Annotated in this window: 17 protein-coding genes; 7 read left to right on the top strand and 10 right to left on the bottom strand. The window is 71.8% G+C overall.

Annotation, left to right across the window (positions count from 1 at the left end):
* Positions 1-90: 90 nt before the first annotated feature.
* The 4 genes from ABD841_RS12620 to ABD841_RS12605 all read left to right on the top strand — a co-directional run bounded on the left by ABD841_RS12620 (position 91) and on the right by ABD841_RS12605 (position 5,416).
* On the top strand, positions 91-1,641 hold the full coding sequence (locus tag ABD841_RS12620) for a polysaccharide deacetylase family protein (protein ID WP_344970851.1): 1,551 nt from the start codon (positions 91-93) through the stop codon (positions 1,639-1,641).
* Positions 1,642-1,792: 151 nt separating this feature from the next.
* Positions 1,793-2,443, top strand: coding sequence for a TetR/AcrR family transcriptional regulator (locus ABD841_RS12615; RefSeq protein WP_344970850.1), 651 nt, complete (start codon positions 1,793-1,795; stop codon positions 2,441-2,443).
* 171 nt (positions 2,444-2,614) lie between these two features.
* Complete coding sequence (locus tag ABD841_RS12610; RefSeq protein ID WP_344970848.1) at positions 2,615-4,192, top strand: MDR family MFS transporter; 1,578 nt, start codon at positions 2,615-2,617, stop codon at positions 4,190-4,192.
* Positions 4,193-4,327: 135 nt separating this feature from the next.
* Positions 4,328-5,416: a hypothetical protein gene (locus tag ABD841_RS12605; protein ID WP_344970846.1), complete on the top strand. Its 1,089-nt coding sequence runs from the start codon at positions 4,328-4,330 to the stop codon at positions 5,414-5,416.
* 178 nt (positions 5,417-5,594) lie between these two features.
* Here the strand turns inward: ABD841_RS12605 and ABD841_RS12600 are convergent, their stop codons facing one another.
* From ABD841_RS12600 to ABD841_RS12590, 3 genes are all read right to left on the bottom strand, one after another.
* Positions 5,595-6,047: a DUF4383 domain-containing protein gene (locus ABD841_RS12600; RefSeq protein ID WP_344970844.1), complete on the bottom strand. Its 453-nt coding sequence runs from the start codon at positions 6,045-6,047 to the stop codon at positions 5,595-5,597.
* Positions 6,048-6,122: 75 nt separating this feature from the next.
* Positions 6,123-7,118, bottom strand: a complete 996-nt coding sequence (locus tag ABD841_RS12595; RefSeq protein ID WP_344970842.1) for an LLM class F420-dependent oxidoreductase — start codon at positions 7,116-7,118, stop codon at positions 6,123-6,125.
* A 100-nt stretch (positions 7,119-7,218) separates the two neighbouring features.
* Complete coding sequence (locus ABD841_RS12590; protein WP_344970840.1) at positions 7,219-8,529, bottom strand: NAD(P)/FAD-dependent oxidoreductase; 1,311 nt, start codon at positions 8,527-8,529, stop codon at positions 7,219-7,221.
* A 393-nt stretch (positions 8,530-8,922) separates the two neighbouring features.
* Between ABD841_RS12590 and ABD841_RS12585 the strand changes: the two genes are divergently transcribed.
* Positions 8,923-9,354, top strand: coding sequence for an ATP-binding protein (locus tag ABD841_RS12585; protein ID WP_344970838.1), 432 nt, complete (start codon positions 8,923-8,925; stop codon positions 9,352-9,354).
* A 35-nt stretch (positions 9,355-9,389) separates the two neighbouring features.
* On the opposite strand, the gene ABD841_RS12580 is transcribed toward ABD841_RS12585, so the two are convergent.
* Positions 9,390-9,575: a hypothetical protein gene (locus ABD841_RS12580; RefSeq protein ID WP_344970836.1), complete on the bottom strand. Its 186-nt coding sequence runs from the start codon at positions 9,573-9,575 to the stop codon at positions 9,390-9,392.
* 647 nt (positions 9,576-10,222) lie between these two features.
* Between ABD841_RS12580 and ctaD the strand changes: the two genes are divergently transcribed.
* Entirely contained in the window at positions 10,223-11,926 is a 1,704-nt protein-coding gene (gene ctaD, locus ABD841_RS12575; protein ID WP_425581979.1) for an aa3-type cytochrome oxidase subunit I, read from the top strand.
* A gap of 13 nt (positions 11,927-11,939) precedes the next feature.
* On the opposite strand, the gene ABD841_RS12570 is transcribed toward ctaD, so the two are convergent.
* From ABD841_RS12570 to ABD841_RS12560, 3 genes are all read right to left on the bottom strand, one after another.
* The gene (locus tag ABD841_RS12570) at positions 11,940-12,749 is read right to left on the bottom strand and encodes an MBL fold metallo-hydrolase (RefSeq protein WP_425581978.1); all 810 of its coding nucleotides are present in this window, start codon (positions 12,747-12,749) and stop codon (positions 11,940-11,942) included.
* Positions 12,750-12,812: 63 nt separating this feature from the next.
* Positions 12,813-13,706 carry a serine/threonine-protein kinase gene (locus ABD841_RS12565; RefSeq protein ID WP_344970831.1) on the bottom strand — a complete coding sequence of 298 codons (894 nt, stop codon included), beginning with the start codon at positions 13,704-13,706 and terminating at the stop codon, positions 12,813-12,815.
* A gap of 25 nt (positions 13,707-13,731) precedes the next feature.
* The gene (locus ABD841_RS12560) at positions 13,732-15,630 is read right to left on the bottom strand and encodes an N-6 DNA methylase (RefSeq protein ID WP_344970829.1); all 1,899 of its coding nucleotides are present in this window, start codon (positions 15,628-15,630) and stop codon (positions 13,732-13,734) included.
* An 84-nt stretch (positions 15,631-15,714) separates the two neighbouring features.
* Here ABD841_RS12560 and ABD841_RS12555 point away from each other — a divergent pair, with 84 nt between their 5' ends.
* Positions 15,715-16,518 (top strand): PP2C family protein-serine/threonine phosphatase, encoded by an 804-nt coding sequence (locus tag ABD841_RS12555; protein ID WP_344970827.1) that lies wholly within the window; start codon positions 15,715-15,717, stop codon positions 16,516-16,518.
* A 199-nt stretch (positions 16,519-16,717) separates the two neighbouring features.
* Here the strand turns inward: ABD841_RS12555 and ABD841_RS12550 are convergent, their stop codons facing one another.
* From ABD841_RS12550 to ABD841_RS12540, 3 genes are all read right to left on the bottom strand, one after another.
* Positions 16,718-17,548: a phosphoribosylaminoimidazolesuccinocarboxamide synthase gene (locus ABD841_RS12550; RefSeq protein ID WP_344970825.1), complete on the bottom strand. Its 831-nt coding sequence runs from the start codon at positions 17,546-17,548 to the stop codon at positions 16,718-16,720.
* A 297-nt stretch (positions 17,549-17,845) separates the two neighbouring features.
* A complete protein-coding gene (locus ABD841_RS12545) occupies positions 17,846-22,987 on the bottom strand; it encodes a DNA repair ATPase (RefSeq protein WP_344970823.1) in 5,142 nt (1,713 codons plus the stop codon).
* Positions 22,984-25,092, bottom strand: coding sequence for a flotillin family protein (locus ABD841_RS12540; RefSeq protein WP_344970821.1), 2,109 nt, complete (start codon positions 25,090-25,092; stop codon positions 22,984-22,986). The genes ABD841_RS12545 and ABD841_RS12540 overlap by 4 nt, the downstream gene beginning before the upstream one ends.
* Positions 25,093-25,097 lie beyond the last annotated feature (5 nt).

Here is a 25,097-nt window from a genome sequence, read left to right as displayed (position 1 = left end):
CAGCCCCGCTGTCGTGAGGCGGCCGGACGTTCCGCGCAGCCGAGACGGATGCGGGCCGCCGCGACCTGGGAGACCCCGATGAGGAAGAGCGTGGAGACAGTGCGACGTGGTGAGACGGCGCCGCGATCGGCGGGGTGGGGAGCCCGGCGTGGGCTGGCGGGGGTGCTCGCGCTGGCGGGGTTGCTGACGGCGGCGTGCGACACCGGTTCGGAGGACGGTTCCGCGAGGGCCGGGGAGAGGGCGTCGTCGGAGGTCCAGCAGGTCGGGAGCAGGCCCGAGCCGATCGCGACGGTGTCGCCGACGTTGCTCGAGAAGCTGGCGGCTGTGCGGGACAGCGGCAACGACGGCGCCTGCACCTGGTCTGCCGTGTATCCCCAGGTGCAGGGCGCGCCGGAGCTCACCGCCGAGCTCCGCCGCACGGTGGAGGCGGAGCGCGCCCGTTTCCTGGAGGAGGCTCGGCGGACCGGTTGCGACGAGACCGGCCGCAAGGCGCCGGAGCTGAACATCGACTTCAGCTTCCTCGCCACCGCCGGGGACGTGATCGGGGTGCGGTTGGTCATCCTGCACCTCGGCGACATGACCGCCGGGAAGGCGACCACCTCCGTCTGGTACGACGGCGCGACCCGGAAGGTCGTCCCGGCGAGCTCGCTCATCGACCCGAACGCGCGGGACCGGCTGGCGACGGCGGTGAAGGGCACGCTGGCGGGCCGGAAGGGCGTCGACGCGCAGAAGCTGGACTCCGTGGTGGCGAGCCTGGACCCCCGCGCCTTCGACGATCTCGCGTTCTCCGCCGGAGGGGACCTGGTCGTGACGTTCGACGAGGGCGTGGTGGGGGCGGCGACGGCCGGGCAGGTCCAGGTCGTGCTCCCGCGTTCGACCGCGCAGCCGCTGCTGTCGGAGTTCGGCCGCCGGGCGCAGGGCCGGGCCATGGAGCCCGAGCCCGGTGTCACCTCGTCTCCGTCGGGCACGCCCACGGTCGAGGTCGTTCCCACCGGCACCGTCACGGAGTCCGCCCGCCCGCAGGTCAACTGCCGCAGGGTCAAATGCGTGGCGCTCACCTTCGACGACGGTCCCGGCCCGTACACCGACAAGCTGCTGGGGTACCTCGCGAAGTACAGGGCCCGGGCCACGTTCTTCGTCGTGGGGCAGAACACCGTCATGAGCGGCGCGGTGGTGCGGCGGACCGCTCAGGCGGGGCACGAGATCGGCGGTCACAGCTGGTCGCACCGTGATCTGACCAAGCTCACGGCCGCCGACGTCCGGGCCGACCTGCGCCGCACCGAACAGGCCATCCGGGACGCGACGGGTGTCACACCGAAGATCGTCCGGCCGCCGTACGGGGCCCTCAACGCCACCGTCCGCAAGGCCACGAACCAGCCCATGATCCTGTGGAGCGTGGACACCGAGGACTGGAGGTACCGGAACACCTCCAGGGTGGTGCGCACCGCCATCAAGGGGGCGAAACCCGGAAGCATCATCCTCTTCCATGACATTCACGCGACCTCGGTGGAGGCGATCCCGCAGGTGTTGAGGACCCTCTCCGCGCGGGGCTACCACTTCGTGACGGTCAGTGAGCTGTTCGGCGGGAAGCCGCCGAAGGTCGCCTACAGCGCCCAGCCGCCGGCCGGCGCGAAGCGCTGACGGGCGACGGGGCCACGCGGCGGCCGGCTGCTTCCCGGCCGCGTGGCCTCGTACCTCATCGCCGGACCGCATCCGCCGGAATATGTGTGCTATGTCACTTCAGATTATGAAATGTTGCAGAATCTGAAGATTCTTCCTTATGCTCGGTGTCGTGACCATTGTGAGCAGCGGCAGAGAGCTCGGCCGGAGGGACCGGAAGAAGCTGGAGACCCGCGCGGCCCTGGAACGGGCCGCGCTGGAGCTGGTCGCCGAACGCGGGCTCGCCGGGGTCACGGTGGAGGACATCAGCGAGGCCGCGGACGTCTCCTCCCGCACGTTCTTCAACTACTTCTCCTGCAAGGAGGAGGCTCTCACCGGCAAGAGCCCGATGAGCGACGCGTACGTCGGTGAGGCGGTGTCCTCCGCCCCGTCCGAACTGCCGGTTCTCGAGGTGCTGCGCCGGGGGCTGCGTGAGGTGGCCGATCACATCCAGGCCGGGCGTGAGCAGTGGATGCTGCGGTTGAGAGTGTTCGAGCAGAACCCCTCGCTGCTGTCCAGGCTGGTCGTCAACGGCGCGGAGACGGAACGGGTGATGGCGGACGCCGTCGCCCGGCGCATCGGCGTCGACCCGGTCGCGAACGGCTATCCGGTCCTTGTCGCGGCCGTGGCCTCCGCGGCGTTCCGGGTCGCGATGATGCGCTGGAGCGTCCAGTCCGCCCGTCGCGAGCTGGGGGACCTGCTCGACGAGGCCTTCGACCACCTGGCCGCCGGGCTGCCCGGCCCGGCGGACCCGTCCGATCCGGGACCGCTCCGCTCCGCCTGAGCGCCTCCCCGTTCCCGCCGGTACCCGTCCTGCCCGAAACCCCCGGCGCACCCCCATCCTCCATCCGTCCACGCATCGGCCTCCTCCGCGGCCGGATCCGCCGCGCCGCGCGAAACCGCGGCGTGAGAGGCCACGTCACGAGAGACCGTCGTCCGAGAAACACGAGGAAGAATGACAACCACCAGCGCGCAGCCCGAATCCGCGGCCGCGCCCTCCCCCACGTCCCGGCGGAAGGTCCTGCAAGCACTGTCCGGGCTGATGGTGGGCATGTTCGTGTCCATCCTGGCCTCGACCGTCGTGGCCAACGCCCTGCCGCGCATCATCACCGACCTGCAAGGTTCGCAGACCGTCTACACCTGGATCGTCACCTCCGAACTGCTGGCCATGACGGCCACCGTGCCCCTCTGGGGCAAGATGGCCGACCTCTACAGCAAGAAACTGCTGATCCAGCTCTCGCTGGGCCTGTTCGTCGTCGGCTCGCTGATCGCCGGGCTCACGCCCAACGTCGAGATCCTCATCGTCAGCCGCGTCGTGCAGGGCCTCGGCGCCGGCGGCATGACCGCGCTGTCGATGATCGTGATGGCCGCGATGATCCCGCCCCGTGAGCTCGGCCGCTACGCCGGGATCTTCGGCGCGGTCTTCGGCGTCGGCACCGTCGCCGGGCCGCTCATCGGGGGCCTGCTCGTCGACACCTCATGGCTCGGCTGGCGCTGGTGCTTCCTGATCGGCGTGCCGTTCACCGTCCTCGCGATCGTGCTGCTCCAGCGCACGCTCAACCTGCCGGTGGTGCGCAGGGAGGTGAAGGTCGACTACCTGGGCGCCTTCCTGATCACGCTCGGCGTCTCGACGCTGCTGGTGTGGTCCTCGCTCGCCGGCAACCAGTTCGCCTGGGCCTCGTGGTGGACCGCGGGTCTGGTGACCGCGGGTCTGGTGGTCCTCGCCGCGGCGGTGTGGGTGGAGTCGCGGGCCGCCGAGCCGATCATCCCGCTCTCGCTGTTCCGGAACCGCACCGTCACCCTGGCCACGGTGGCCAGCGTGCTGGTCGGCGTCGCGATGTTCGGCGGCACGGTGTTCCTGTCGCAGTACTTCCAGGTGGCGCTCGGCAAGTCGCCGACGGTCGCGGGCCTGATGAGCCTGCCGATGGTGTTCGGCCTGCTGGTCTCCTCCACCGTCGCGGGCCAGCTCATCACCAAGTGGGGCCGCTGGAAGGGCTTCCTGGTGGCGGGTGGCGTCGTCATGCTCGCCGGGATGGGGCTGCTGTCCACCATCGACGGGCGGACCAGCACGCTGCTGCTCTCGGCGTACATGGCGGTGCTCGGCATCGGCGTCGGCATGCTCATGCAGAACCTGGTGCTCGCCGCGCAGAACGACGTGCCCGCGCACGACCTGGGCGTCACCACCTCGGTGCTGACCTTCTTCCGCAGCATGGGCGGCGCGGTCGGCGTCAGCGCCCTGGGCGCGGTGCTGGCCAACCGCGTCACCAGCCTGATGACCGAGAAGCTCGGCCCGCTGACCGGTGGCGCGCCGGCCGGCGAGTCGAGCCACGCGGTGCCCAACATCTCCGCCCTGCCCGCGCCGGTGGTCCGGATCGTCCAGGACGTCTATGCCACCGCCACGGCCGAGCTGTTCCTGGTGGGCGTGCCGCTGACCGTGCTCGCGCTGGTGGCGGTGCTGTTCATCAAGGAGAAGCCGCTCAACACGCTGAGCGGTGAGGAGCGGCTGGCCAAGGAGAGCATGGCCGCGCACTGACCCGGCGCTCGCCGCACCGTGCCGGCGCGTGCCCCCGGCCACCGGGCCGATCCCGGGTACGGTCTCGGAGCGACGATCTTCCGCGCTCGGCGGCCCGGCCCGGTTTTGTCGGGGGCATGTGGCACGGTGCGGGACGTGACCTACTTCGTCTACCGCACGCACTACGAGGGTCCGCTCGGCAAGCGGATCCGCCGCCTGCCTGACGCGACCGTGCTCGGCTGGTTCCGCCGGGCGTGGGCCGCCGTCGTGGACGACGTCCTGGAGGACGCGGACGCCTGGATCGAGGCCGAGCTCGGAGGAGGGGTCTACGGGCTGGCCTCGTTCTTCGAGCGCGTCCGTGACCGCCGGATCCCCGCTCCGGAATCCTGGGAGGGACTGCGCGACCTCCTGCGGGAGCACCTCTACGTCGAGGGCGGCCTGCGGGTCGACGCGCACAGCGTGCGGGTCCGCACCGACGACGACGAGGTCGAACTGCCCTATTTCTTCTTCGATGACGCGCTCGCGGCGGCGTACCCGGACCGGGTGGCCTACCTGCTGCACGAGGCCTGGCCGCTGCCCGACGACGCCGTCGCCGTGTCACGGCCGTCGCCGGGTGAGGCGGTCAGGGTATGGCCGTCTCCCGCCGGGCCGCCGTCGGCCGGCTGCCCGGCGGGAGCGGTGCCGGACGGCGGCGGTGCCGGGGCGGGCGGCACGGGCACGACCCACGCCGGCACGACCCACGCGGTGCTGCTGACCTTCTACGACAGCGACAGCATCTGCTGGCAGCCGCCCTTCTCCTTCCCCGGCGTCCGGCTGCCGGAGCTGGCGGCGCACCTGCGGACCACGACCGGCGGACTGGAGCGGTGGCCGCACGAGCTGCTCGTCCTGCGCGCGCTGGTGGCCCCCGGAGACGACGGGATCGGCCCCGCGCTGGACCGGTGCAACCGCTGGCCGTCGTTCGGTGAGCGCACGCCGGACGAGCTCCTCGGCGGGCACTCCGTCGCCCACGCGTTCGCGCTCCGCAACCTGGACGTGGAGAAGTACGACAACGGCCGGGATCCGGACCGGACGCTCCTGCGCGACGGCGGGCACCTGGCCCAGATGTCCGTCCACATGGACGAGTTCTTCGGCCACCAGCAGTGGTTCCTGTTCGACGACGTGTGGGCCGGGCGGCACGGGGATCTCGCCCGGTCCCTGCTCCACTACGCCACCGACTGGGACCCGTTCGCCCCCGCCGCCCGGTGACCCGGCCACCCCGGGCCGCGCGGCCGGGAGAGGGGGAAACCGGCCGGGGCGGGGGAGACGAGCCGGGCCGGGGCGGCGAAGGACGGGTCCCCGGGGCCCGGCACGACCGCGCCGGAGCCCCGCACGACGGAGCCCCGTCCGGTGCGGTGTCGCGCACCGGACGGGGCTTTCGCGGAGGCTACAGCACGCTCCGGGTCCGGCCCCGGGAACGGCCGAGCAGGGCCCCGAGAGCGACCATGCCCAGGCCGAGAACCAGGTGCAGCCAGTTGTCCGCGCTGTTGAACGGGACGAAGTTGGCCGCGCTGCCGTGCGGGACGAGCAGACCGTAGAGGAAGAGCAGCAGGTAGACGATGCCCCCGCCGATCAGGAAGTTGCGGGCCCCGGCCCAGGTCCGGGAGAGCGCGATGCCCGCCACGCCGAACAGGAGGTGAACGACGTTGTGCAGGATCGACACCTCGAAGATCCCCAGCAGCATGGCGTCGGAGCCGGGTCCGGCCAGCTCCAGGTCGCCGGTGTTGGCGGTGATGCCCGGGATGAAGCCCAGAATTCCCACAAGAAGGAACACGATTCCCACGATCAGCGCGGCGAGCTGCAGCGGTGACCGGGTGGCGTGTGCGCGCGGTGTGACCATGACGCCTCCCACAGGTAGTAGGCACTGGACAGTCCGCTACCCCCACAGCGGATTTCACACTCCGTTCCGGCGGGATTACGGCCCGCCCGACCCCGGTCCGGCACCGGGCTTGAGACGGCGCAGGGCGGGGAGCAGCTCCTTCTCCGACCAGTCGAAGAACATGTCCTGGTGCTCGTGCCCGATCTGGACCAGTGCGACATGGGTGAACCCCGCGTCGGTGTAGGCGCGTACCGCCTCCACCACCGCGTCCACGTCCGGGCCGCACGGCACCTTCTCCGCGACGTCCTCCGGGCGCACAGTCTGGGCGTAAGCCTCGAAGTTGACGGGGCCGGGGAGCTCGGCCATGACCTTCCAACCGGCGGCCGACCAGCGCCACAGCCGGTGCGCCCGCTCCCTGGCCGCCTCGGGGTCGGGGTCGTAGCAGACGGGGAGCTGACCGTAGACGGGCTTGCCCGCGCCGCCCCCGTCCGCGAACGCGCGCACCAGGTCCGGGTCCGGGTCCACCGCGACCAGCGCGTCGCCGTACTCTCCGGCGATGCCCGCCGACTGGCCGCCGGAGGCGGCGATCGCCAGCGGGACGGGCTGCTCGGGCCGGTCGTACAGCTTGGCCGAGTCGACGTCGAAGTACTCGCCGCGGTAGGTGACGTAGTCGCCCTCGAACAGCTCCCTGATGATCTGCACAGCCTCCGTGAACATGCCGTGGCGGGTGTCGGCCGACGGCCACCCCTGCCCCACCACGTGCTCGTTGAGGTTCTCTCCCGAGCCCAGCCCCAGCGTGAAGCGGCCCTCGGTCAGCGCGCCCATCGTCGCCGCCTTCTGCGCCACCACCGCCGGGTGGTAGCGCATGATCGGGCAGGTCACGTACGTCATCAGCGGCAGCCGGGTGGCCTGCGCCGCGGCCCCGAGCACCGACCAGGCGTACGGGGAGTGGCCCATCTCCTCCAGCCACGGGAAGTAGTGGTCGGAGATGGCCGCGTAGTCGAAGCCGATCCGCTCGGCCGTGGTGACGTTCTCGACCAGCTGCCTGGCGGGCGTCTGCTCGCACATCATCGTGTAACCGATCTCTGCCATGACCGGCCCCCTACCCCGCACCTGCCGGGTATCGCCGGAGGGGCGAAGAATCTTGGGGCACTTTACGGTTGATCAGCTTCGTTGTGGTCTGCCCCCAGGGTCACCTGCTCAGGCCGTGAGGGTGCTCGGGAGTGCTGGAGTCGAGCGGGACGGCCGAGCCGCGGACCAGGTCGAGCTGGACGGTCTGGCGCGGCAGCAGGGTGTCGAGCAGCCAGTTCCCGGCGATGCGGGCCCGGCCGCCGGGTACGGCCAGCAGGTGGTAGCCCCGGGTGACCACCTTGGCGGGCAGCCCGGACAGCGGCACGCCCAGCGGGTTCGCGGCGGCGTCGGTCCCGGCCAGGTCGACGACGAACCCGAGGTCGCTGTGCCTGTACGGCAGGAGCTGCCCGTGGCCGTACGAGGCGGCGATGTTGCGCGCGGCGCGCTTGCCCTGGCGGCTGGCGTGCTGGGCGGTCATGGTGGTGTACTGGCCGGGCCGGGTGAGGTCCGGCACCGCCGCCGCGTCGCCGCAGGCGTAGATCTCCGGGTGGCCGGGCACCCTCAGGAACTCGTCGACCAGCAGCCGCCCCCTCTCGGCCGGCAGCCCCAGCGACTCCACCAGCGGGTCGGGGCGGACGCCCACGCACCAGATCAGGGAGCGGGTCGCCACGAACTCGCCGTCGGAGAGCTTGACCCCTTCCGCCGTGGCCTCGGCCACGGTCGTGCCGGTGCGGATCTCCACGCCCCGCTCGGTCAGCGTCCGGTGCGCCGTCCGCGACAGGCGCTGGTCGAGCTCGGGCAGGATGCGGGGGGCGAGGTCGGCGAGGATCCAGCGGATGGGCTGGTCGCGCAGGCCGGGCCGCCGCTTGCGGACGTCCAACGTGAGCAGCTGGCCCTGCGCCGCGACCTCGGTCCCGGTGTAGCCGGCGCCGACGACCACGAACGTGCAGCGGGCCTTCCGCTCCTCGGGGTCGTTGGAGGCGTCGGCGAGCTCGATCTGGCGGATCAGGTGGTCACGCAGGTAGAGGGCCTCGGCGAGGCTGCGGAACCCGTGGGCGTGCTCGACCACGCCCGGGATGGGGAGCAGCTTGTTGACGCTGCCCACCGCGATCACCAGGCGGTCGTAGCCGAGCTCACGGTGGTTGCCCTCGGCATCGGTGCATTCGACGCGGCGCGCTCCGATGTCGACGCGGTCCACCGTGGCGAGCAGGTGCCGCACCCCGGGGCAGTTGCCCGCCAGGGGGATCGCCACCTTGCGCGGGTCGAGGATCCCGGCCGCCACCTCCGGGAGCAGCGGCAGGTACAGGAAGTAATCGGTCGGATTGATCAAGACGATCTCGACGGCGCCCTTGGCGATTGCGGAGAGGGTACGCGCCGTGGTGAACCCCGCGAACCCGCCCCCGATCACGACGACTCGCTGTCGCTGGGCCATGACGATGCTCCCTTCGATAGTCCGTATTCCAGCGGCCTGCCCGGTATATGTCCGGCCAAGCGCGCCACGACGTCCGTCTTCGCGCGGGCCCTCCCGGAGCGGCACGGCCCATACGCGGGGGCGGCGAGGGCACGCCGGGGGACCCGGAGGAGCGCTCCCGGACGCACAGCGCGTGGGACGGTGCGTCCTCCCGCCGGGACGTGAGCCCGCCTCTCAGGTGGGTGAGCCGGATCCCGGGTGAGCGCGTCCACCGCGGGCCGGATCCCGGGAAGCCCGTCCACTGTGGGCCGGGTGCGAGCATGCCGCACCGACATGAGCGTGTCTCTCGCTACCGGGTCGTACGGGGGCGGGGCATCGTGGCGAACGTCGGTCAGTGGAGCGGACGGAGGCGTCATGGTGACCCTGATCCGGACGGAGCCGGTCCTCGTCGCCGCCTGGGAGCTGGGTATGGACGCACGGGCTGCGGGCCAGGCGAGAAGGCTGGTACGCGAGGCGCTCGACGGCATGCGGATCGTGCCGGACACGGTGGACGACGCGGTGCTCATGGTGAGCGAACTGGTGGGCAACGCGGTCGTGCACGGGGAGCCGCCCTTCGAACTGATCCTGCGGAGCGGTCCGGGGGAGTTCCACGTCGAGGTCGTCGACGCCGGAGGCGCCCGCCCCGTCATGCGCTCCGCCGGGACGGAGTCGGAGGACGGGCGTGGGCTGGGCATCGTCTCCGAGCTGTCGGCGGGGCGCTGCGGGTGCCGCCGTGTCCCGTACCTCACGCGGAACGGCCGGTACGGGCAGGCGGTCTGGTTCGCCCTCTCCTTGGGCCGGCCCTAGAAAGGCGAGGGCTCCGGCCGGAGCCCGGTGGTCCGTCAGGCCTCGGTGGGCTTCTCGTAGCCTTCGGCCTGCCCGTAGACCCGCCTGTCCGGGTCGTCCTCCGGCTGGTTGGCCGGGTCGGTCGGGGACGGTGTGAACTCCCCGGCGATGTCCGGCTCGACGTGTTCCTCCGGCGCGTCCCGCCGGTCGGCGAGCGGCCTGTCGTCATTGGGCTGCGACATGTGTCCTCCTCGGTTCAGGTGGGGTCTGCCCGCCGACGGCGGGTTCATGTCCTCATGAAAGGGGGCGCGTCAGGCGGGGAAAAGGAGAGGGCCGGCGCTCGGCGGCGGTCCCCGCCCGATGCCATAGATCTTCCTATTTATTGAGTGGACGCCGGTGGACGGGGGAAATCCAAAGCGGTTCTCCCCGCCGGGGAAACCGGTGTCAAAGAAACGGGCCGCGCATCCCATCCGTGACCGCCGTCCTGGCCGCGGCAGGCCGGCACGTGCCCCGAATTCCGCGGTGACGGGCACGTGAGCCGGGGGGTCGCGATCGACCTCGCCGGTCAGTGGGAAAAACAATCGAATGACTGAAAGCCATGGTCGGGGGGATGGCGGGAAGGGGAGCCGGAGAGAACCGGTCACCCGAGGTTCTCACCATAGACGGGTCCGGCGAGCGTCGGGCTCCGCGCAATTTCCAGCCCCAAGAGCGCTGATGATGATTTTTCCCACGTAGGGGTGGTCATGAATTCACATCGCGATCCGCGTCCGTTCGTGAGCCGTTCCGTCCGGTCCGCGGTCCGCCCGCGTGCCTCCGGCCGGGGCGGCGCGACCCCCGGGACGGGAGCGCGTGCCCCCATGGGGAAGACGCGGACCACCGGTGGTGCGTCGTGACGACCTTCGAGCAGCCACGCCAGGAGCCGCTGACCTCCCCGCTGGCACCCCGGCGGCAGGAGAAGGGCTCGGTCCTCGTCAACTGGCTCACGAGCACCGACCACAAGGTGATCGGCTACCTCTACCTGATCGCGTCGTTCGTGTTCTTCCTGCTCGGCGGGATCATGGCCATGGTCATCCGGGCGGAGCTCGTCGCCCCCGGGATCCAGGTGGTCAGCCAGGAGCAGTACAACCAGATGTTCACCATGCACGGCACGATCATGCTGCTGCTGTTCGCCACCCCGCTGTTCGCCGGGTTCGCCAACGTGATCATGCCCCTGCAGATCGGCTCGCCCGACGTGGCGTTCCCCCGGCTCAACATGGTGAGCTTCTGGCTCTTCCTGTTCGGCGGCATCATCGTCATGATCGGCTTCGTCACCAGCGGGGGCGCCGCGGACTTCGGCTGGACGGGCTATCCGCCGCTCTCCCTGTCGACCTTCTCCCCGCAGACCGGCAGCGACCTGTGGGTGCTGGGGCTGGTAATGGCCGGACTCGGCACGATCCTCGGCTCGGTCAACTTCATGACCACGATCATCTGCATGCGGGCCCCCGGCATGACCATGTTCCGCATGCCGATCTTCACCTGGAACGTGCTGCTGACCGGCGTCCTCGTGTTGATCGCCTTTCCCGTGCTCGCCGCCGCGCTGCTCGCGCTGGAGGCCCAGCGCAAGTTCGGCGCCCACGTCTACGACCCGCTGACCGGGGGGCCGATCCTCTGGCAGCACCTGTTCTGGTTCTTCGGCCACCCCGAGGTCTACGTCATCGCGCTGCCGTTCTTCGGCATCGTCACCGAGGTGATCCCCGTCTTCAGCCGCAAGCCGATTTTCGGCTACATCGGGCTGGTCGGCGCGACCATCGCCATCGCGGGCCTGTCGGTGACCGTGTGGGCGCACCACATGTTCCCGACCGGCCAGGTGCTGCTGCCGTTCTTCTCGTTCATGACGTTCCTCATCGCGGTGCCCACCGGGGTGAAGTTCTTCAACTGGATCGGCACCATGTGGCGCGGCCACATCTCGCTCAAGACGCCGATGCTCTTCGCCGTGGGCTTCCTGGTGACCTTCCTGCTCGGCGGACTGACCGGAATCATCCTGGCCTCGCCGCCGCTCGACTTCCACGTGCACGACTCCTACTTCGTCGTCGCGCACTTCCACTACGTGGTCTTCGGCACCGTCGTCTTCGCGATGTTCGCCGGTTTCTACTTCTGGTGGCCGAAGATGACCGGCAAGATGCTGAACGAACCGCTGGGGAAGATCCACTTCTGGACGCTGTTCATCGGCTTCCACGCCACGTTCCTGGTCCAGCACTGGCTGGGCGCCGCGGGCATGCCGCGGCGCTACGCCGACTACAGCCCGGCCGACGGGTTCACCGAGCTGAACGTGATCTCCTCGGTGGGCGCGTTCCTGCTGGGCGCCTCCACGCTGCCGTTCCTCTACAACATCTGGCACACCGCCCGCCGCGCCCCGCGGGTGACGGCGGACGACCCGTGGGGTTTCGGCAACTCCCTGGAGTGGGCGACCTCCTGCCCGCCGCCCCGGCACAACTTCGTCTCCATCCCGGTCATCCGCTCCGAGCGGCCCGCCTTCGACCTGCACCATCCACGGCTGGCGGCGCAGGCCCAGCCCCGCCAGCTCGATCCGACCGAGCCCGGCGAGGAGATCTGAGCGCGTACCTCGGTCATCGGCGCCCGGCGGGGCGGCCGAGGGCGATCCTGGTGGTCTCCTCGGGGTAGGGGGAGCGGCGCACGGCCTCGCCGGGGGTCAGGCGGCCGGCCGCGACCTCCGCGCAGAGGCGGGCGACCGCGGCGATCTCGGCGTGCTGGGCGGCCACGAACGCGCGGTCCACCGGGTCGCCGTGGCCGGGTACCACGGTGGTGCCCGCGAGGTCCAGCAGGCCGGCCACCGCGGCGGGCCACTCCAGCGGGTAGGCGTCCTCGTAGGCCGGCGGGGCGCCGTTCTCCACCAGGTCGCCGGCGAAGACCACGCCGGCGTCGGGCACGTGCACGACCAGGTCGTTGCCGGAATGGCCGCGGCCGAGGTGGGTCAGGACCACGGGACGCCCGCCGACGGTCAGGTCCGCCCGGTCCGACACCAGGTGGTCGGGCAGGACGATCCCGGTCCCGGCGATGTCGGCCGCGATGTCCGGACGTCCCTCGGCGCGGTAGTGCAGCACCCACTCCCGCCTCGCCCGCTCGCCGTTCTCGGCGAGGTCGGCGCGGCAGCCCTCGTGCGCCCAGACGGGGCACGCCAGGAACGCCCGAGTGCCGAAGCTGTGGTCGAAGTGCGAGTGGGTGATCGCCACCGTCCACGGGTCCCGGGTGATCCGGCGGACCTGCGCGGCCAGCTCGGCCCCCTGCCGCTCGTCGCCCCGCGTGTCGACGATCAGACACCCACCGTCGCCCAGGACCAGCCCCACCGAGAGATCCAGCTCGGCGTACCGCCGTACCAGCACCCGGTCGGCCACCTCGACCCATCGTCCCTGTTCCACAGGGAGCATTCTCCACCGAGCGCGGGCCGTCGCCGGGAGGACCGGCCCGCCGGGACGGTGCCGTCAGGCCAGGACGCGGCCGAGGATCCGGGCGTACATCCGGCCGGGGCTCGGCACCGAGGCCGGGTTCAGGAACCCCGGGAGCACCGGCAGGTCCACCACGAAGGGCTGCAGGCGCTCGTACAGGACGTCGGCGGCGGCGGGGCGGTTGTCGGGGTCCTTCTCCAGCAGGTCGCCGATCAGGCGGTTCAGCTCCGCCGGCACCCCGGGCACCTCGGGCGGGCGCTCCTTGACCTGGCGTTCGAACACGGCGTACTCGGTGGGGCCGCTGAACAGCTGGCGGCCCGTCAGCATCTCGTGGAGCACGCAGCCGAGGGCGTAGAGGTCGCTGCGGGGGCCGGACAGGCCGCTCTGGATCTGCTCGGGCGCCATGTACGAGGGGGTGCCGAGGAGCTGGCCGACCCGGGTGAACTGGGTGGTGTCGGCCTCGCGGAGCACGGCGAGGCCGAAGTCGAGCACCTTGACGCTCCCGTCCGGGCAGAGCATCAGGTTGGTCGGCTTCAGGTCGCGGTGGTAGATCGACAGGGTGTGCGCGGCCGACAGCACCGCGCAGGCCTGGGCGGCGATCGCCGCGGCCCACGGCACCGGCAGCGGCCCGTGCTCGCTGACCACGTCGGCCACGGTGACACCCTCGATGAACTGCATCACCTGGAACAGCCGCTGGTCGAAGGTGCCGAAGTCGTACAGGACCGGGGCGCCGGGGTGCTCCAGCCTCGCCAGGATGCGGGCCTCGCGCAGGAATCGCCGCTTCTGCTCCTCGTCGGGGCCGGTGAGGAACTTCAGGAACTTGATCGCCACTCTGCGGTCGAGATGCCTGTCGTGACCGCCGTAGACGGCGCCCATGCCCCCCTGGCCGAGGGGGAGGTCGTCGAGCACGTATCGGTCGCCGATGACCATCGACCCTCCCAAGGACGCGCGGGCATCACACCCCTTGGTCGCACGGCCGGAGATGGCCGTCGACCAGTCCGTCAAAGCCTAGCCGGATCAGCGTTTCTCCCAGCTCCCTCGTCTCGCGCAGCCTGTCTTCCAGCTCGAACAGCTCGCGGAACGCGGTGCCGTACCGGCGCTGGTCGGACAGGGGGAGCATCGGCACCCGCGCCCGCCGCGCGTCCAGCCGGCTGGAGCCGGGGTGCGTCCTGGCCGCGTCGGCCGAGCGCAGGAAGCCGGCCAGGAACCCGGAGTCGAGCCGCTGCGGGTCGACCCGGTAGAGCGTGAGCTGGGGGCCGAGCGCCGCCCCGCTCTGCGTGATCAGCCGGACCGCGCCCAGCACGCTCGTCACGACGTCACCGGGCCTGACCATGACCAGCGCCGGGTCGAGGGTGGTGCGGCCGGACGGGGAGGCGCCCACCGCGGTGTCGTCGGCGGTGAGCACCGGGAGCGGGCCCTCGTCGGCGGACATCCTGGGCGGCGCCTGGAGGATCGTGATCAGGCCCGCCTTGGCCAGCTCGCCGACCGTCGTGGTCGGCAGGTCGTGCCGCTCCGCGAGGAGCTCCAGGGCGGGCGTCGCGTCCGACAGCGTGGCGGAGGTCTCCTTGAACCTGGCCAGCGCGTCGGTGAACTCCCGCAGGAAGTCGAGCGAGCCCTGCTGGGGGCGGTGCCGCGCCGGGGTCAGGTCGACCTCGTCGTCGAGCAGGTCGATGATCCGCACCGTCCGGCTCTCCCCGGACAGCTCGGCCTCGGGGTTCTCCGCGTACGCCCGCCAGGCGGGTTCCACGATCGACAGGTCCTCGCCGGCGTCGACCACCAGCAGCTGGGACGGCGGGCGCCCGCCGTCCGGGCGGCGGAGCACCCACAGGTCGGGACCGCCGGGCGCCAGCGTCACGACCGCCCGCAGCGCCCCCGCCCGCAGCAGGTTGGCGCGGATCCGCTTGCCGGGGCGCCGGCCGGCCGCGGCGGTGGGCATCAGGATCGCCACCAGGCCACCCGGCTTCACGTGGGCCAGGCAGTGCTGCACCCAGGCGAGCTCGGACTCCCCGCGCGGGGGCAGACCGTACTCCCAGCGGGGGTCACCGGCCAGCTCCTCGTATCCCCAGGCGCGCTCGTTGAACGGCGGATCGCAGACCACGGCGTCGGCGAGCCGGCCCGCCAGGCCGTCCTCGCGGAGGGAGTCACCGGCGACGATCCGCGCCTCGGCTCCGCGCAGCAGCACGCGGACCGCGGTGAGCAGCGCGCTCGTCTCGTTGATCTCCTGACCCAGCGGGGTGCCCGCGTGGAGCAGGAGCGTGCCGACGCCGCACGCCGGGTCGAGGACGACCCCCTTGTCCGGGGTCACCAGCCGGACCATCAGCGCGGCCACGTCGTCCCTGGTGACCGAGAGCTGGCGGGAGTGGGCCTCGACGTAGCGCTCGAAGAGGAACTCGAAGGCGTCCAGCGGGCCGCGCTCGGCGGCCAGCTCGGCGACCAGCCGGAGGAGGGCCTGGTCGTCCAGGCGAAGATCAAACGAACCGGGCAGATCTGGCGTGACCGCTTCCATCCGGGTGAGAGACTGCATACCATGATCACGCCAGGCTGCGGGCTCCCGGTGCAGGAAGAGCAGGAACGCGCCGACCCTGCCCACCAGCTCGCCGAGCCGCAGGTCGTCGGCCGACGTGCGCAGCCGCTGCCAGACCAGGTCTCCGAGGGAGACCTCGAAGGACTTGCCGTTCGCGCGCAACCACACGGCGATCTCGGGCAGGGAGAACAGCGGGCTGGAGGCGGTGCCGCCCACGGGCTGGGGAAAGTCCTCGTGGCGGCGGCGCCAGTTGCTCACCGCTGCCCTGCCGACCCCGGCGAGCCGGGCGATGTCGCCCGCGTTCACGATGATCTCCTGGCTCTCCTCCATATTGGGCCACAGTAGTTCACTGTGCGGCGACGGTCTACAACGACTTTGCTTGTGAAGTGCTTCAACCAATGATTTACTGCCTTCATGGCACTGAACCAACCACTGGCACTGCGCTACGCGGCCCGCTCTGACGTAGGCGTCCGCCGGGAGGCGAACGAGGATTCGGGCTACGCGAGCGCGCGCCTGCTGGCCATCGCCGACGGAATGGGTGGCCATGCGGCTGGAGAGGTCGCCAGCTCACTCGCCGTCACCGCCATGGCGGCACTGGACGAATCCCTTCCCGCCGACGGTGTCGACCTGCTCGCCGCGCTCAAGAACGCGGCGAAGGACGTCAACCACACGCTGCGCGAGATGAGCGAGCAGGACCCCACGCTCCGCGGCATGGGCACCACCTTGACCGCCATGCTGTGGGACGGTGCCACCTTCGCGCTGGCCCACGTCGGAGACTCGCGGGCCTACATGCTGCGCGACGGCGCGCTCTACCAGATCACCCACGACCACACCCTGGTGCAGTCGCTGGTCGACGAGGGGCGGATCACCCTGGAGCAGGCCGCCGAGCACCCGCGCCGGTCGATGGTGCTGCGGGTCCTCGAAGGCACCGGTGACGGCGAGCTCGACCTGTCGCTGCGCGAGGCCTACCCCGAAGACCGCTACCTGCTCTGCTCCGACGGTCTGACCGCCGTGGTCGGCCCCGAGACCCTCTTCAACACCCTGACCGAGGTCGCGGACCCCGACGAGGCCGCCCGTCTGCTCATCGACCTGGCCAACCGGGGCGGCGGCCCCGACAACATCACCTGCATCGTGGCCGACTTCGCCCCCCCCACCGGCGCCACGTCCGCGGCTCCGATCATCGTGGGGGCCGCGGTCGAGCGGCGGCTCACCCTCTGAAACCCCAGGAGGGCCGCCCGCACCGGCCCTCCCCGACACCGGCATGCCCGGTCACCCTCACCCCGGCGGCCGCGCCGACGTCATCCGGTCGGCCCCGTTCCCGGCCACCCTGCCGGTTCCGGTCGCTCTCACCCGGCCGGTCGCGATCGCCCCACGGACGCAGGCGGCGGCCGGAGCCCCGCGACACCCCGTTACGGATTCACCAGGTCTTGCCGGTGATGCGCTCGTACGCCTCGATGTAGCGCGCCCGCGTGGCCGCCACGACCTCGGCGGGCACCTCGGGGGCGGGTTCCTTCTTGTCCCACCCGGTGCCGGTCGCCCAGTCGCGGACGTACTGCTTGTCGAACGAGAACTGCGACCGGCCGGGCTCCCACCGGTCCGCGGGCCAGAAGCGCGAGGAGTCGGAGGTCAGCACCTCGTCGCCGAGCATGAGCGTGCCGTCGGCGGCCCAGCCCAGCTCGATCTTGGTGTCCGCGATGATGACGCCCCGCTCCGCGGCCAGCTCGGACCCCCGGCGGTAGACCTCCAGCGTGATCCGCCTCAGCTCCTCGGCGGTCCCGGCGCCCTCCAGGGCGACCACCTCGTCGAAGCCGATCGGCTCGTCGTGCTGCCCGAGCGGCGCCTTGGTGGTCGGGGTGAAGATCGGCTCCGGGAGCTTGGAGCCGTCCACCAGGCCGGGCGGGAGCGGCACGCCCGAGACCGAGCCGTGCGCCCGGTACTCCTTCAGCCCGCTTCCCGTCAGGTAGCCGCGCGCGATGCACTCGACCTGGACCATCCGCAGCCTCCGGCACCGCACGGCCCGCCCCCGGAACTCGGCGGGCACGTCGGTGGCCGAGATCACGTGGTTGGGCACGACGTCCGCGAGCTGCTCGAACCACCACAGCGAGAGCTGTGTGAGGATCTTCCCCTTGTCGGGGATGGGCGTGGGCAGGATCACGTCGTACACCGACACCCGGTCGGAGGCGACGAGGATGATGTCCTCCCCGTCCTCGTAGACGTCGCGGACCTTCCCGGAATGAAGAAGCTTCACTGAGTTCCTTGCTCTCGCTCGACCCGGTGGCCGTGGGAGGGCCACCGGTCGCTGACCGACACCTGCTCACCGTATTCGACGACGGCAACCATCTTCGCAGGCCCGGGCTCCACGGGCCGATCCGGGTGAGCGGCGGCCCGGTACGGGGCGAGCCGCCCGGGAGCCGCCCGGGAGCGGGGCCGGCCGCCTGCTCCTCGCCGCCGGCCCGCCGGCGGAGGGGGCCTCCCCGCTGCGAGGCCCCGCCGCCGCGACCCCGGCCCCGGCGGCGGAGGGGTGCGGCCGTCGTCCCGCCGGCCCCTACGCGTCCGGGGAGAGCCGGTCGGCGGCCCGCTCGATGGCGGTGCTCACCCGGTCGGCCAGGAGGCCGACGGCCCCGACCGCGCGGGTCATCGGGTCGTCCTCGGCGCCGCCCAGAGCCCGGGCCCGCAGGTAGACCGCCTTCACCTCCGCCCACCGCCCGGCCTGCTCGGGGGTCATCGTCCCCCGCAGCTCGGCCAGCTTGAGCAGGTTGGCCTCCGCCCCCGAGGTGAGGGTCTGGGCCTCGCCGAGGTAGTGGTCGTCGATCACGGCCTCCAGTTCGGCGTCGTTCATCACCGGGACGACCCGCGCGGCCAGCTTGTTCATGTTCCGGTAGGAACCCTGGAGCTGGAAGGGCGGCTCGGTCCGCGCCGCGTCCGACTGGGCGGCCGAGGCGATGTACGCCTGGTTGTTGGCCAGCACCACCCGCTGGATCCGCAGCAGCTTGCGCAGCACCGCGAGGATCTGCTCCAGCTCGACCGGGGAGTACGGGTGGGAGAGCCGGTCCGCCCGGACCCCGGCGTCACCCTGCGCCAGCCTGACCAGCAGCCGGACGTCGTCGCGGTCGCGGGTCGACAGCGGCGCCAGGACCGGGTTGGAGGTCAGCGCGTTGTCGATGTAGCTCAGCGCGAACAGCTCCTCCCGGCCCGACAGCACGTCGCCGAGGTTCCACACGTCGGCGCGGTTGGCGAGCATATCCGGGATGCGGAAGCGCTTGCCCGACTCGGTGTACGGGTTGCCCGCCATGCAGACCGCGAAGCGCTTGCCCCGCAGGTCGTAGGTGCGGGACCGGCCCTCCCAGACGCCCTCCATCCGGCGCTGGCCGTCGCACAGCGAGATGAACTTCTGCAGCAGCTCCGGGGAGGTGTGCTGGATGTCGTCCAGGTAGAGCAGGACGTTGTTGCCCATCTCCAGCGCGAAGGAGATCTTCTCGACCTCCTGCCGGGCCGTCGCGTCGGGCGCCTCCGCCGGGTCCACCGAGGTCACCAGGTGTCCCAGCGCGGGGCCGTTGACCTTGACGAAGACCAGGCCGAGCCGGCTGGCCACGTACTCCATGAGGGTGGTCTTGCCGTAGCCCGGCGGGGAGATGAGCAGCAGCATGCCGGTCTGGTCGGTCCGCCTGGCGTCGCCGGCCGCGCCGAGCTGCTTGGCCAGGTTGTCGCCGATCAGCGGCAGGTAGACCTCGTCGAGCAGCTGGTTGCGGACGAAGGCGTTCATCACCTTCGGCTGGAACTCCTCCAGGCGCAGGCGTTCCCGCTCGGCGGTGATCAGCTCGTTGCGCCGCCTCTGGTAGGCCCGGTACGCCGGGACGCGGTGCTCGCGGAAGCGCCGGGTCCTGGCGAGGAACTCGTCCAGGCGCAGTTCCAGCCTGCGCCCGGCGACGCGCGGATGCGTGCCGAGCAGGCCCTCGACCGTGGCGCTCAGGGCCGCCGAGGAGTCGCGCCGCGGGACCTCGCACAGCAGCACCGCCACCGCCTCCACCAGCTCCGGGGACCTCGCATCCGCCCCCTGGGCCGCTCCCGGAACCGTCCCCGGGGCCGGAACCGTTCCCGGGAGCGGAGGCGCGTCCGGGCCGGAGCCCGCCGACGCGGCGTCGAAGGCGCCGAGCCAGGCCTCGGCCAGCCGGCGCCGTCCGGCGAGGTCGTCGCCCAGCGCCCGCAGGTCGTCCTCGACGTCCTTGCGCGCGGGCCCCAGCGCGCGATCGAACCGCTCCAGCAGCGACCGGGCCCCGGCACTCGTCACGAACCCGAACGGCCGACCGGCGAGTTCCTCGAAGAGGTACTCCCCGGCCAGCGCGAACACACCCTCTTCGCCCGCGCCGCCCGCGTCCCCCGCGCCGCCCGTACGGCCGGCCCGGTCCGCGCCCGTCACACCGTCCGCCCGGCCTCCGGGGTCCGCGCCCGCCACACCGTCCGCCCGGCCCCGCAGGTCCCCCATGAAGGCCGCGATCGCCGAGCCGAGGGCGGCGCGGGTCTCCGCCACCGCGTCCACCCGGCCGAACAGGGTCCGGGCCCGGACGAGCGACGTCGCCCGGGTGGTCCACGTCGCGCGGGCCGTCTCGTCGGCGCCGAAGACCCAGAACAGCTGGGCGGCGGCCCTGGCCGCGGGCGGGTAGCGGAGCAGGCCGGCGCCCGCGTGCAGGCGCAGCACGGTCCCGAGGATCGCCGCGGCGTCGTGGTCGTGGACGCCGCGCTCGTACCCCTCGTCGTAACGGGTCTCCGCCACCCGGCGGACGATCTCCAGGAGCCCGCCCTCGGTCACCGCCGCCTCGTGCAGCGCGTCGAGGGAGACCGGGTTCCCGCCCACGGTCAGGGTGCCCGACTCGGCGGCGGCCAGGATCGAGGCGGCCAGGTGCTCGCCCCGGTAGACCTCCGCCGACTCCGAGACCAGCAGCTGGTTCCAGAACGGCCGGGTGGCCGCGAAGTCCGGGTCGCGCACCGGGGAGCGGTAGTCGGTCCCGGTGATCGAGAAGGCCAGCCCGTCCCGGTGGGGGACCAGGGTCAGGTCGGGCGCCTGCGTGTTGACCGCGAACAGGTGCCGCCCGAGCCGGATGGTGTCCCCGCCGTCGGTGTAGAGGTCGAGCCGGTCGCGCAGAGCCCGGCCCGCCTCCTGGCGGGCCGCCGCGATCCGGCCGTCGAGTTCCTCGGCGCGGACCTGGTCGCCCAGCGCGCGCAGCTCCCCGGCCACGCTCCGCAGCTTGACCACCATCGGGTCGGACGCGAAGTAGGTGTTGACCTCGTCCAGGGACCCCAGCCCGGCCACCCTGCGCCGCACGCTCGACAGGATCCGCTCGGCGGATCCGGCCAGCCGGTCCGCGCGGCGGGCCCGCTCGTCGAGCAGCGCCTGGCGGCGCGAGGAGAACGCCTCGTAGACGTCCTCCCGCTTGGCGGCCAGCTGCCCCAGGAAGTCGTCGAACTCGGCGAAGCGCGACTCCAGGTTCTCCAGCTGGAGCATCAGGCGGCCCAGCTGCTCCTCGCAGCGCTCCGGGGTGTCGGACATCGCCAGCGCGCCGGTGATCGCCTGCCCCAGCAGCGCGAACTCGGCGGCGAAGGCCGCGCGCCCCTCGCTCGCCAGCAGTTCCCCGCGGCGGGCGTCCAGTGTGGCGCGGGCGCGGTTGACCCCGCCGAGCACCTCGCCGACGCGCTCCAGGATGGCGGTGCGCGCGGTGGCGTCGGCGATGTCCAGCGTGCCGACCACCTCGACCACCACCTCCAGGCCCCGCGCCTGCCGGTCCAGCCGCTCGCCGATCGGCCCGGCCTCGGCCGTGGCCGCGATGGCGCCCGCCTCGGCGACCAGCCGCTCGACCTCCGCGTGGTACCCGGCGAAGGCGTCCTCGCCCCGCAGGAAGTCCGCGGCGCGCCGCGCGGTGCTCTCGACCTCGGCCGTCAACTCCGCGCCGAGACCGTCGATCCGGCCGGTGTCGATGTAGCGCGTCTCCCGCAGGGTCACCAGGCGTCCCTGGGCCTGCCGCAGCTCCGAGAGCCGTTCGACCCAGTCCTGGGCGGAGCGCGGCGCCTGGCCGCGTGCCTGCCGGACGAGGGAGGTGACATCCTCCGCGGCCGCCTCCAGGGCGGCCGCCGCCTGCCGGGTGAGCGCCTGGACCTTCTCGAACTCGTCCAGCACCTGCTCGGCGGTGGCCCGCACGTCGGCGAGCGGGCCGCGCAGCCCGTGCTCGCCCAGCCAGTGGTAGTGGTCGAACACCCGGACGCAGGAGGCGATCAGCGCCTCGAAGACCGGGATCGACGGGGCCATCTCGTCGACCATCCGGGCCACCGACAGGCAGTCGGAGATGCCCCGCACCAGCTCGGCGTTGCCGATCCGCTCCAGCGGCCCGGTCCCGGCCGGCTGGGCGGCGGCGTAGACGTCCGACTGGTACGGCGTCTGCCAGACCTGCATGGGGTGCACGCGGGTCGGCTCGTCGGAGGTGGCCCGGAAGACGATCAGCGTGCCGTCGTCGAACAGCGAGTACCCGTGGCAGGACAGCGGGGTCGCCACCTGCTTGCGGATCACGTTGTACGGCAGCAGCAGCGACCGGCCCTCGGTGCGGGCGTGGAAGACGTAGAGCACGTCCTCGCCGTTGGGGGAGCGGATGACCCGCTCGAACTCCAGCTCGGACACGTCCGCGTCGAAGGTCTTGCTGACGCCGGTGGACAGGTAGTAGCCGCCGGGGAAGATGATCCCCTGGTCCTCGGGCAGGCGCTGGCAGGCCTGGCCGATGCCGTCGAGGCGGACCACGCCCTTCGTCCTGGTGTTGAAGACCAGGTGCCGCCACTCGGTCTCCTTGTACGGGCGCACCCGCAGCAGGATCAGCGGGCCGATCCTGGCGTGGTGGACCTCCGCGTCGGCGAGGCTCTGCAGCGGCTCGGCGACGGGCTCGCGGTAGACGCCCTCCCCGGTCTCGGTGTTGTTCTCGATCTTGATGGTGAGGTCCCCGCCGACGGTCTCGACGAACACCTCGCCCTGGATGGAGATGTGCGGGTGGCGGCCGAGCACGTGGTCGTCGCGGGTGGCCGGGATCCACTCGAAGTCGTGGGAGGGCGGGAACGTGTGGTCGCGCTCGCCCCGGTCGTCGACGTAGGTGAGCGTGCCGTCCAGCCCGACCTGCCAGCGCAGCACGCGCGTGTCCTGCGGGCCGGTCTGGAAGACGGCCAGCAGCTTGCCCTCGACACGGCGGAGCTGGAGCAGCCGGGTCTCCCGGTAGTACCGGTAGAGCTCGGCGAAGTCCCGCTCGAACCGCGGGTCGCGGAACATCGGCGCCGGATCGAACCGGAACCCGGCACCCGTCCCGTCCTCCCCGTTCCCCGCGCTCCGCACGAACGTGTGCATGGAGAAGACGTCGTCGACGGTCGTCTCCGGTTTGAGCCCGATGAACACGTTGTAGCCGAAGAGCATGAGCTCACCGATCGACACGATGTCGCGGGGCACGCAGTTGTTCTCGGTGCGGATCCGCTCGGTGCCGATCAGCTTGAGTTCGGTGCCGCCGAACACCGCCAGGCGTTCGGCGTTGAGCGCGTCGGCGCGCGCGGCCAGCTCGGCGGCCTGCTCGCCGAGCCGGGCGCGGAGCACCCCGTAGGTGCCCGCGTCCAGCTCGGCCTCGCCGCCCGCGGCCTCGGTGACGGCCTGCGCCGCGGGAGAGGTCACTGCTCGGCGGAGTTGAGCACGACGACCGGGGGCTCGACCGCGCCGGGCCGCTGGGCGTCACCCAGCAGGTCGCGCAGCCGGTCGGCGTCGGGGCCGCCCTGCTGGACGAGCTTGACCAGCAGTGCCGACAGCGAGAGGTTCCGCACGTCGGCGGTGTCCAGCGAGCCGAGGATCCGGCTTATGTCGGCGGGCAGGCTCGCCGACCCGTCCAGGTACGGCCCGGCCAGCGTCCGGGCGACGTCGGAGTGCTCGACGAAGCCGTCCACGGCCTTGCCCATGGTGATCGAGCCCATGAGCCGGTCGAAGAACACACTGTCGCCGCCGACGATGTCGATGTTGGCCTTGGCCAGACCGGCCGAGAGCACGGAGGCCTGCGACTCGGCGACCTTGAGCTGGGCGTTCACCCCGGCGAGGCGGATCTCCTTCTCCGCCTCCAGCCGCAGGCGGTACTCCTCGTGGGCGCGGGTCGCCTCGTCCAGCGCGGCCATCGCCGTCGCCTTCTCGGCGAGACCCTCGGCCTCGGCCTTGAGCTTCTCACCGATCGCCGCCGCGGCGGCCAGGGCCTTGGCCTGCTCGCCCTCCGCCTCGGCCTTGAGCTTCTCGCGCACCGCGGTGGCCACGGCGTGGGCCTTGGCCTGCTCGCCCTCGGCGATCGCCAGGGCCTTCTCCCGCTCCACGGCGGCCTCGGCGCGGCCGACCTTCTCGATCGCCGCGGCGTCCCGCTCGCGCACCTGCACCTCGGCCAGGCCGACCGCCGCCGCCTCGGCCTGGACGCCCTCGGCCAGGCGGATCTTGGCGCGGGCGTCGAGCTCGGCCGCCTGCTGCCGGGCCTCGGCCATCACCAGCGCCTCGCGCGCCTTGTGCTTGGACGCCGCCTCGGCCGCCTCGGCCGCCTTGATGTCCTTGACCAGGTTCTCCTGCGCCTCGGCCTCGGCCTGGATGATCACGGCCTGGCGGGTCCGCTCGGCCTCCTCGACGACGCGCAGGCGCTTGATGCTCTCCTCCTGCTCGGCGACGGTCTTCTCCACCACGATCCGCTCGCGGACCACCTCGGCGATGGAGCGCTTCTCGCCCTCCAGTTCCTTGTCCTTGGCGATGCGGGAGAGCTCGGTCTCGCGCTCGCGGGCGATGACCTCCAGCAGGCGGTCCTTCTCGATCCGCTCGGTCTCGATGGCGATGACCCGCTCCCGGTTCTTCGCCGCCACGGCGATCTCGCGGGCCTGGTTCTCCCGCTGGACTCCGAGCTGCTCGTCGGTGCGCAGGCCGGCGGTCTGGGCCTTGAGCCGCTCCTCGGCCTGGACCTTGGCGGTCTCGGCCTCCTCGCGGGCGCGCATGGTCTCGATCTCGCGCTTCTGCTTGATCTCGGCGTCCGCCTGGCGGCGCTCCAGTTCGAGGATCGCCTCGCGGGCGTCCACGTTCTGGCGGGTGATCTCCTTCTCCTCCCGCCGCTGGAACTCGTTGGTCCGCACGTGCTCCACCGCGGTCAGCTCGGTGATCTTACGGATGCCCTGGGCGTCGAGGATGTTGGCCGGGTCGAGCTTGGCCAGCGGGGTCTGCTCCAGGAAGTCGATGGCCGCGTCCTCCAGGCTGTAGCCGTTCAGGTCGGTGCCGATCACCTGGATGATCTGGTCGCGGAAGTGGTCGCGCTGGGTGTAGAGGTCCACGAAGTCGAGCTGCTTGCCGACGGTCTTGAGCGCCTCGGAGAACTTGGCGTTGAACAGCTCCTGCAGCGTCTCCTGGTCGCTGGCCCGCGCCGTGCCGATGGCCTGGGCGACCTTCACCACGTCCTCGACGGTCTTGTTGACGCGGACGAAGAAGGTGATGCGGATGTCGGCCCGGATGTTGTCGCGGCAGATCAGGCCCTCGTTGCCGCTCCGCTCGATCTCGATGGTCTTCACCGAGATGTCCATGAGCTCGGCCTTGTGGAAGACGGGCAGCACGACCGCCCCGGTGAAGGTGACGTCCACCTTGTTGATCTTCGAGACGATCAGGGCCTTGCCCTGCTCCACCTTGTTGAACAGGCGGCTGATCATGAAGAGCAGTCCGATGACGACGAGCAGGACGACGGCGATGAATATGCCGAGTCCGGTGGAGATGACGTCCATGTGTC

Source organism: Streptosporangium fragile (assembly GCF_039534445.1).
Taxonomy (GTDB): Bacteria; Actinomycetota; Actinomycetes; order Streptosporangiales; family Streptosporangiaceae; genus Streptosporangium; species Streptosporangium fragile.
The sequence above is the reverse complement of the archived record's forward strand: the minus strand, read 5'-3'. Positions and strand labels throughout refer to the sequence as shown.

Bases quoted from the DNA above. Each gene is read 5' to 3' on its own strand.
- ABD841_RS12610 (WP_344970848.1), top strand. From the start codon at position 2,615: ATGACAACCACCAGCGCGCAGCCCGAATCCGCGGCCGCGCCCTCCCCC.
- ABD841_RS12600 (WP_344970844.1), bottom strand. From the start codon at position 6,047: ATGGTCACACCGCGCGCACACGCCACCCGGTCACCGCTGCAGCTCGCC.
- ABD841_RS12595 (WP_344970842.1), bottom strand. From the start codon at position 7,118: ATGGCAGAGATCGGTTACACGATGATGTGCGAGCAGACGCCCGCCAGG.
- ABD841_RS12590 (WP_344970840.1), bottom strand. From the start codon at position 8,529: ATGGCCCAGCGACAGCGAGTCGTCGTGATCGGGGGCGGGTTCGCGGGG.
- ABD841_RS12585 (WP_344970838.1), top strand. From the start codon at position 8,923: ATGGTGACCCTGATCCGGACGGAGCCGGTCCTCGTCGCCGCCTGGGAG.
- ABD841_RS12580 (WP_344970836.1), bottom strand. From the start codon at position 9,575: ATGTCGCAGCCCAATGACGACAGGCCGCTCGCCGACCGGCGGGACGCG.
- ABD841_RS12565 (WP_344970831.1), bottom strand. From the start codon at position 13,706: ATGGTCATCGGCGACCGATACGTGCTCGACGACCTCCCCCTCGGCCAG.
- ABD841_RS12560 (WP_344970829.1), bottom strand. From the start codon at position 15,630: ATGGAGGAGAGCCAGGAGATCATCGTGAACGCGGGCGACATCGCCCGG.
- ABD841_RS12555 (WP_344970827.1), top strand. From the start codon at position 15,715: ATGGCACTGAACCAACCACTGGCACTGCGCTACGCGGCCCGCTCTGAC.
- ABD841_RS12540 (WP_344970821.1), bottom strand. From the start codon at position 25,092: ATGGACGTCATCTCCACCGGACTCGGCATATTCATCGCCGTCGTCCTG.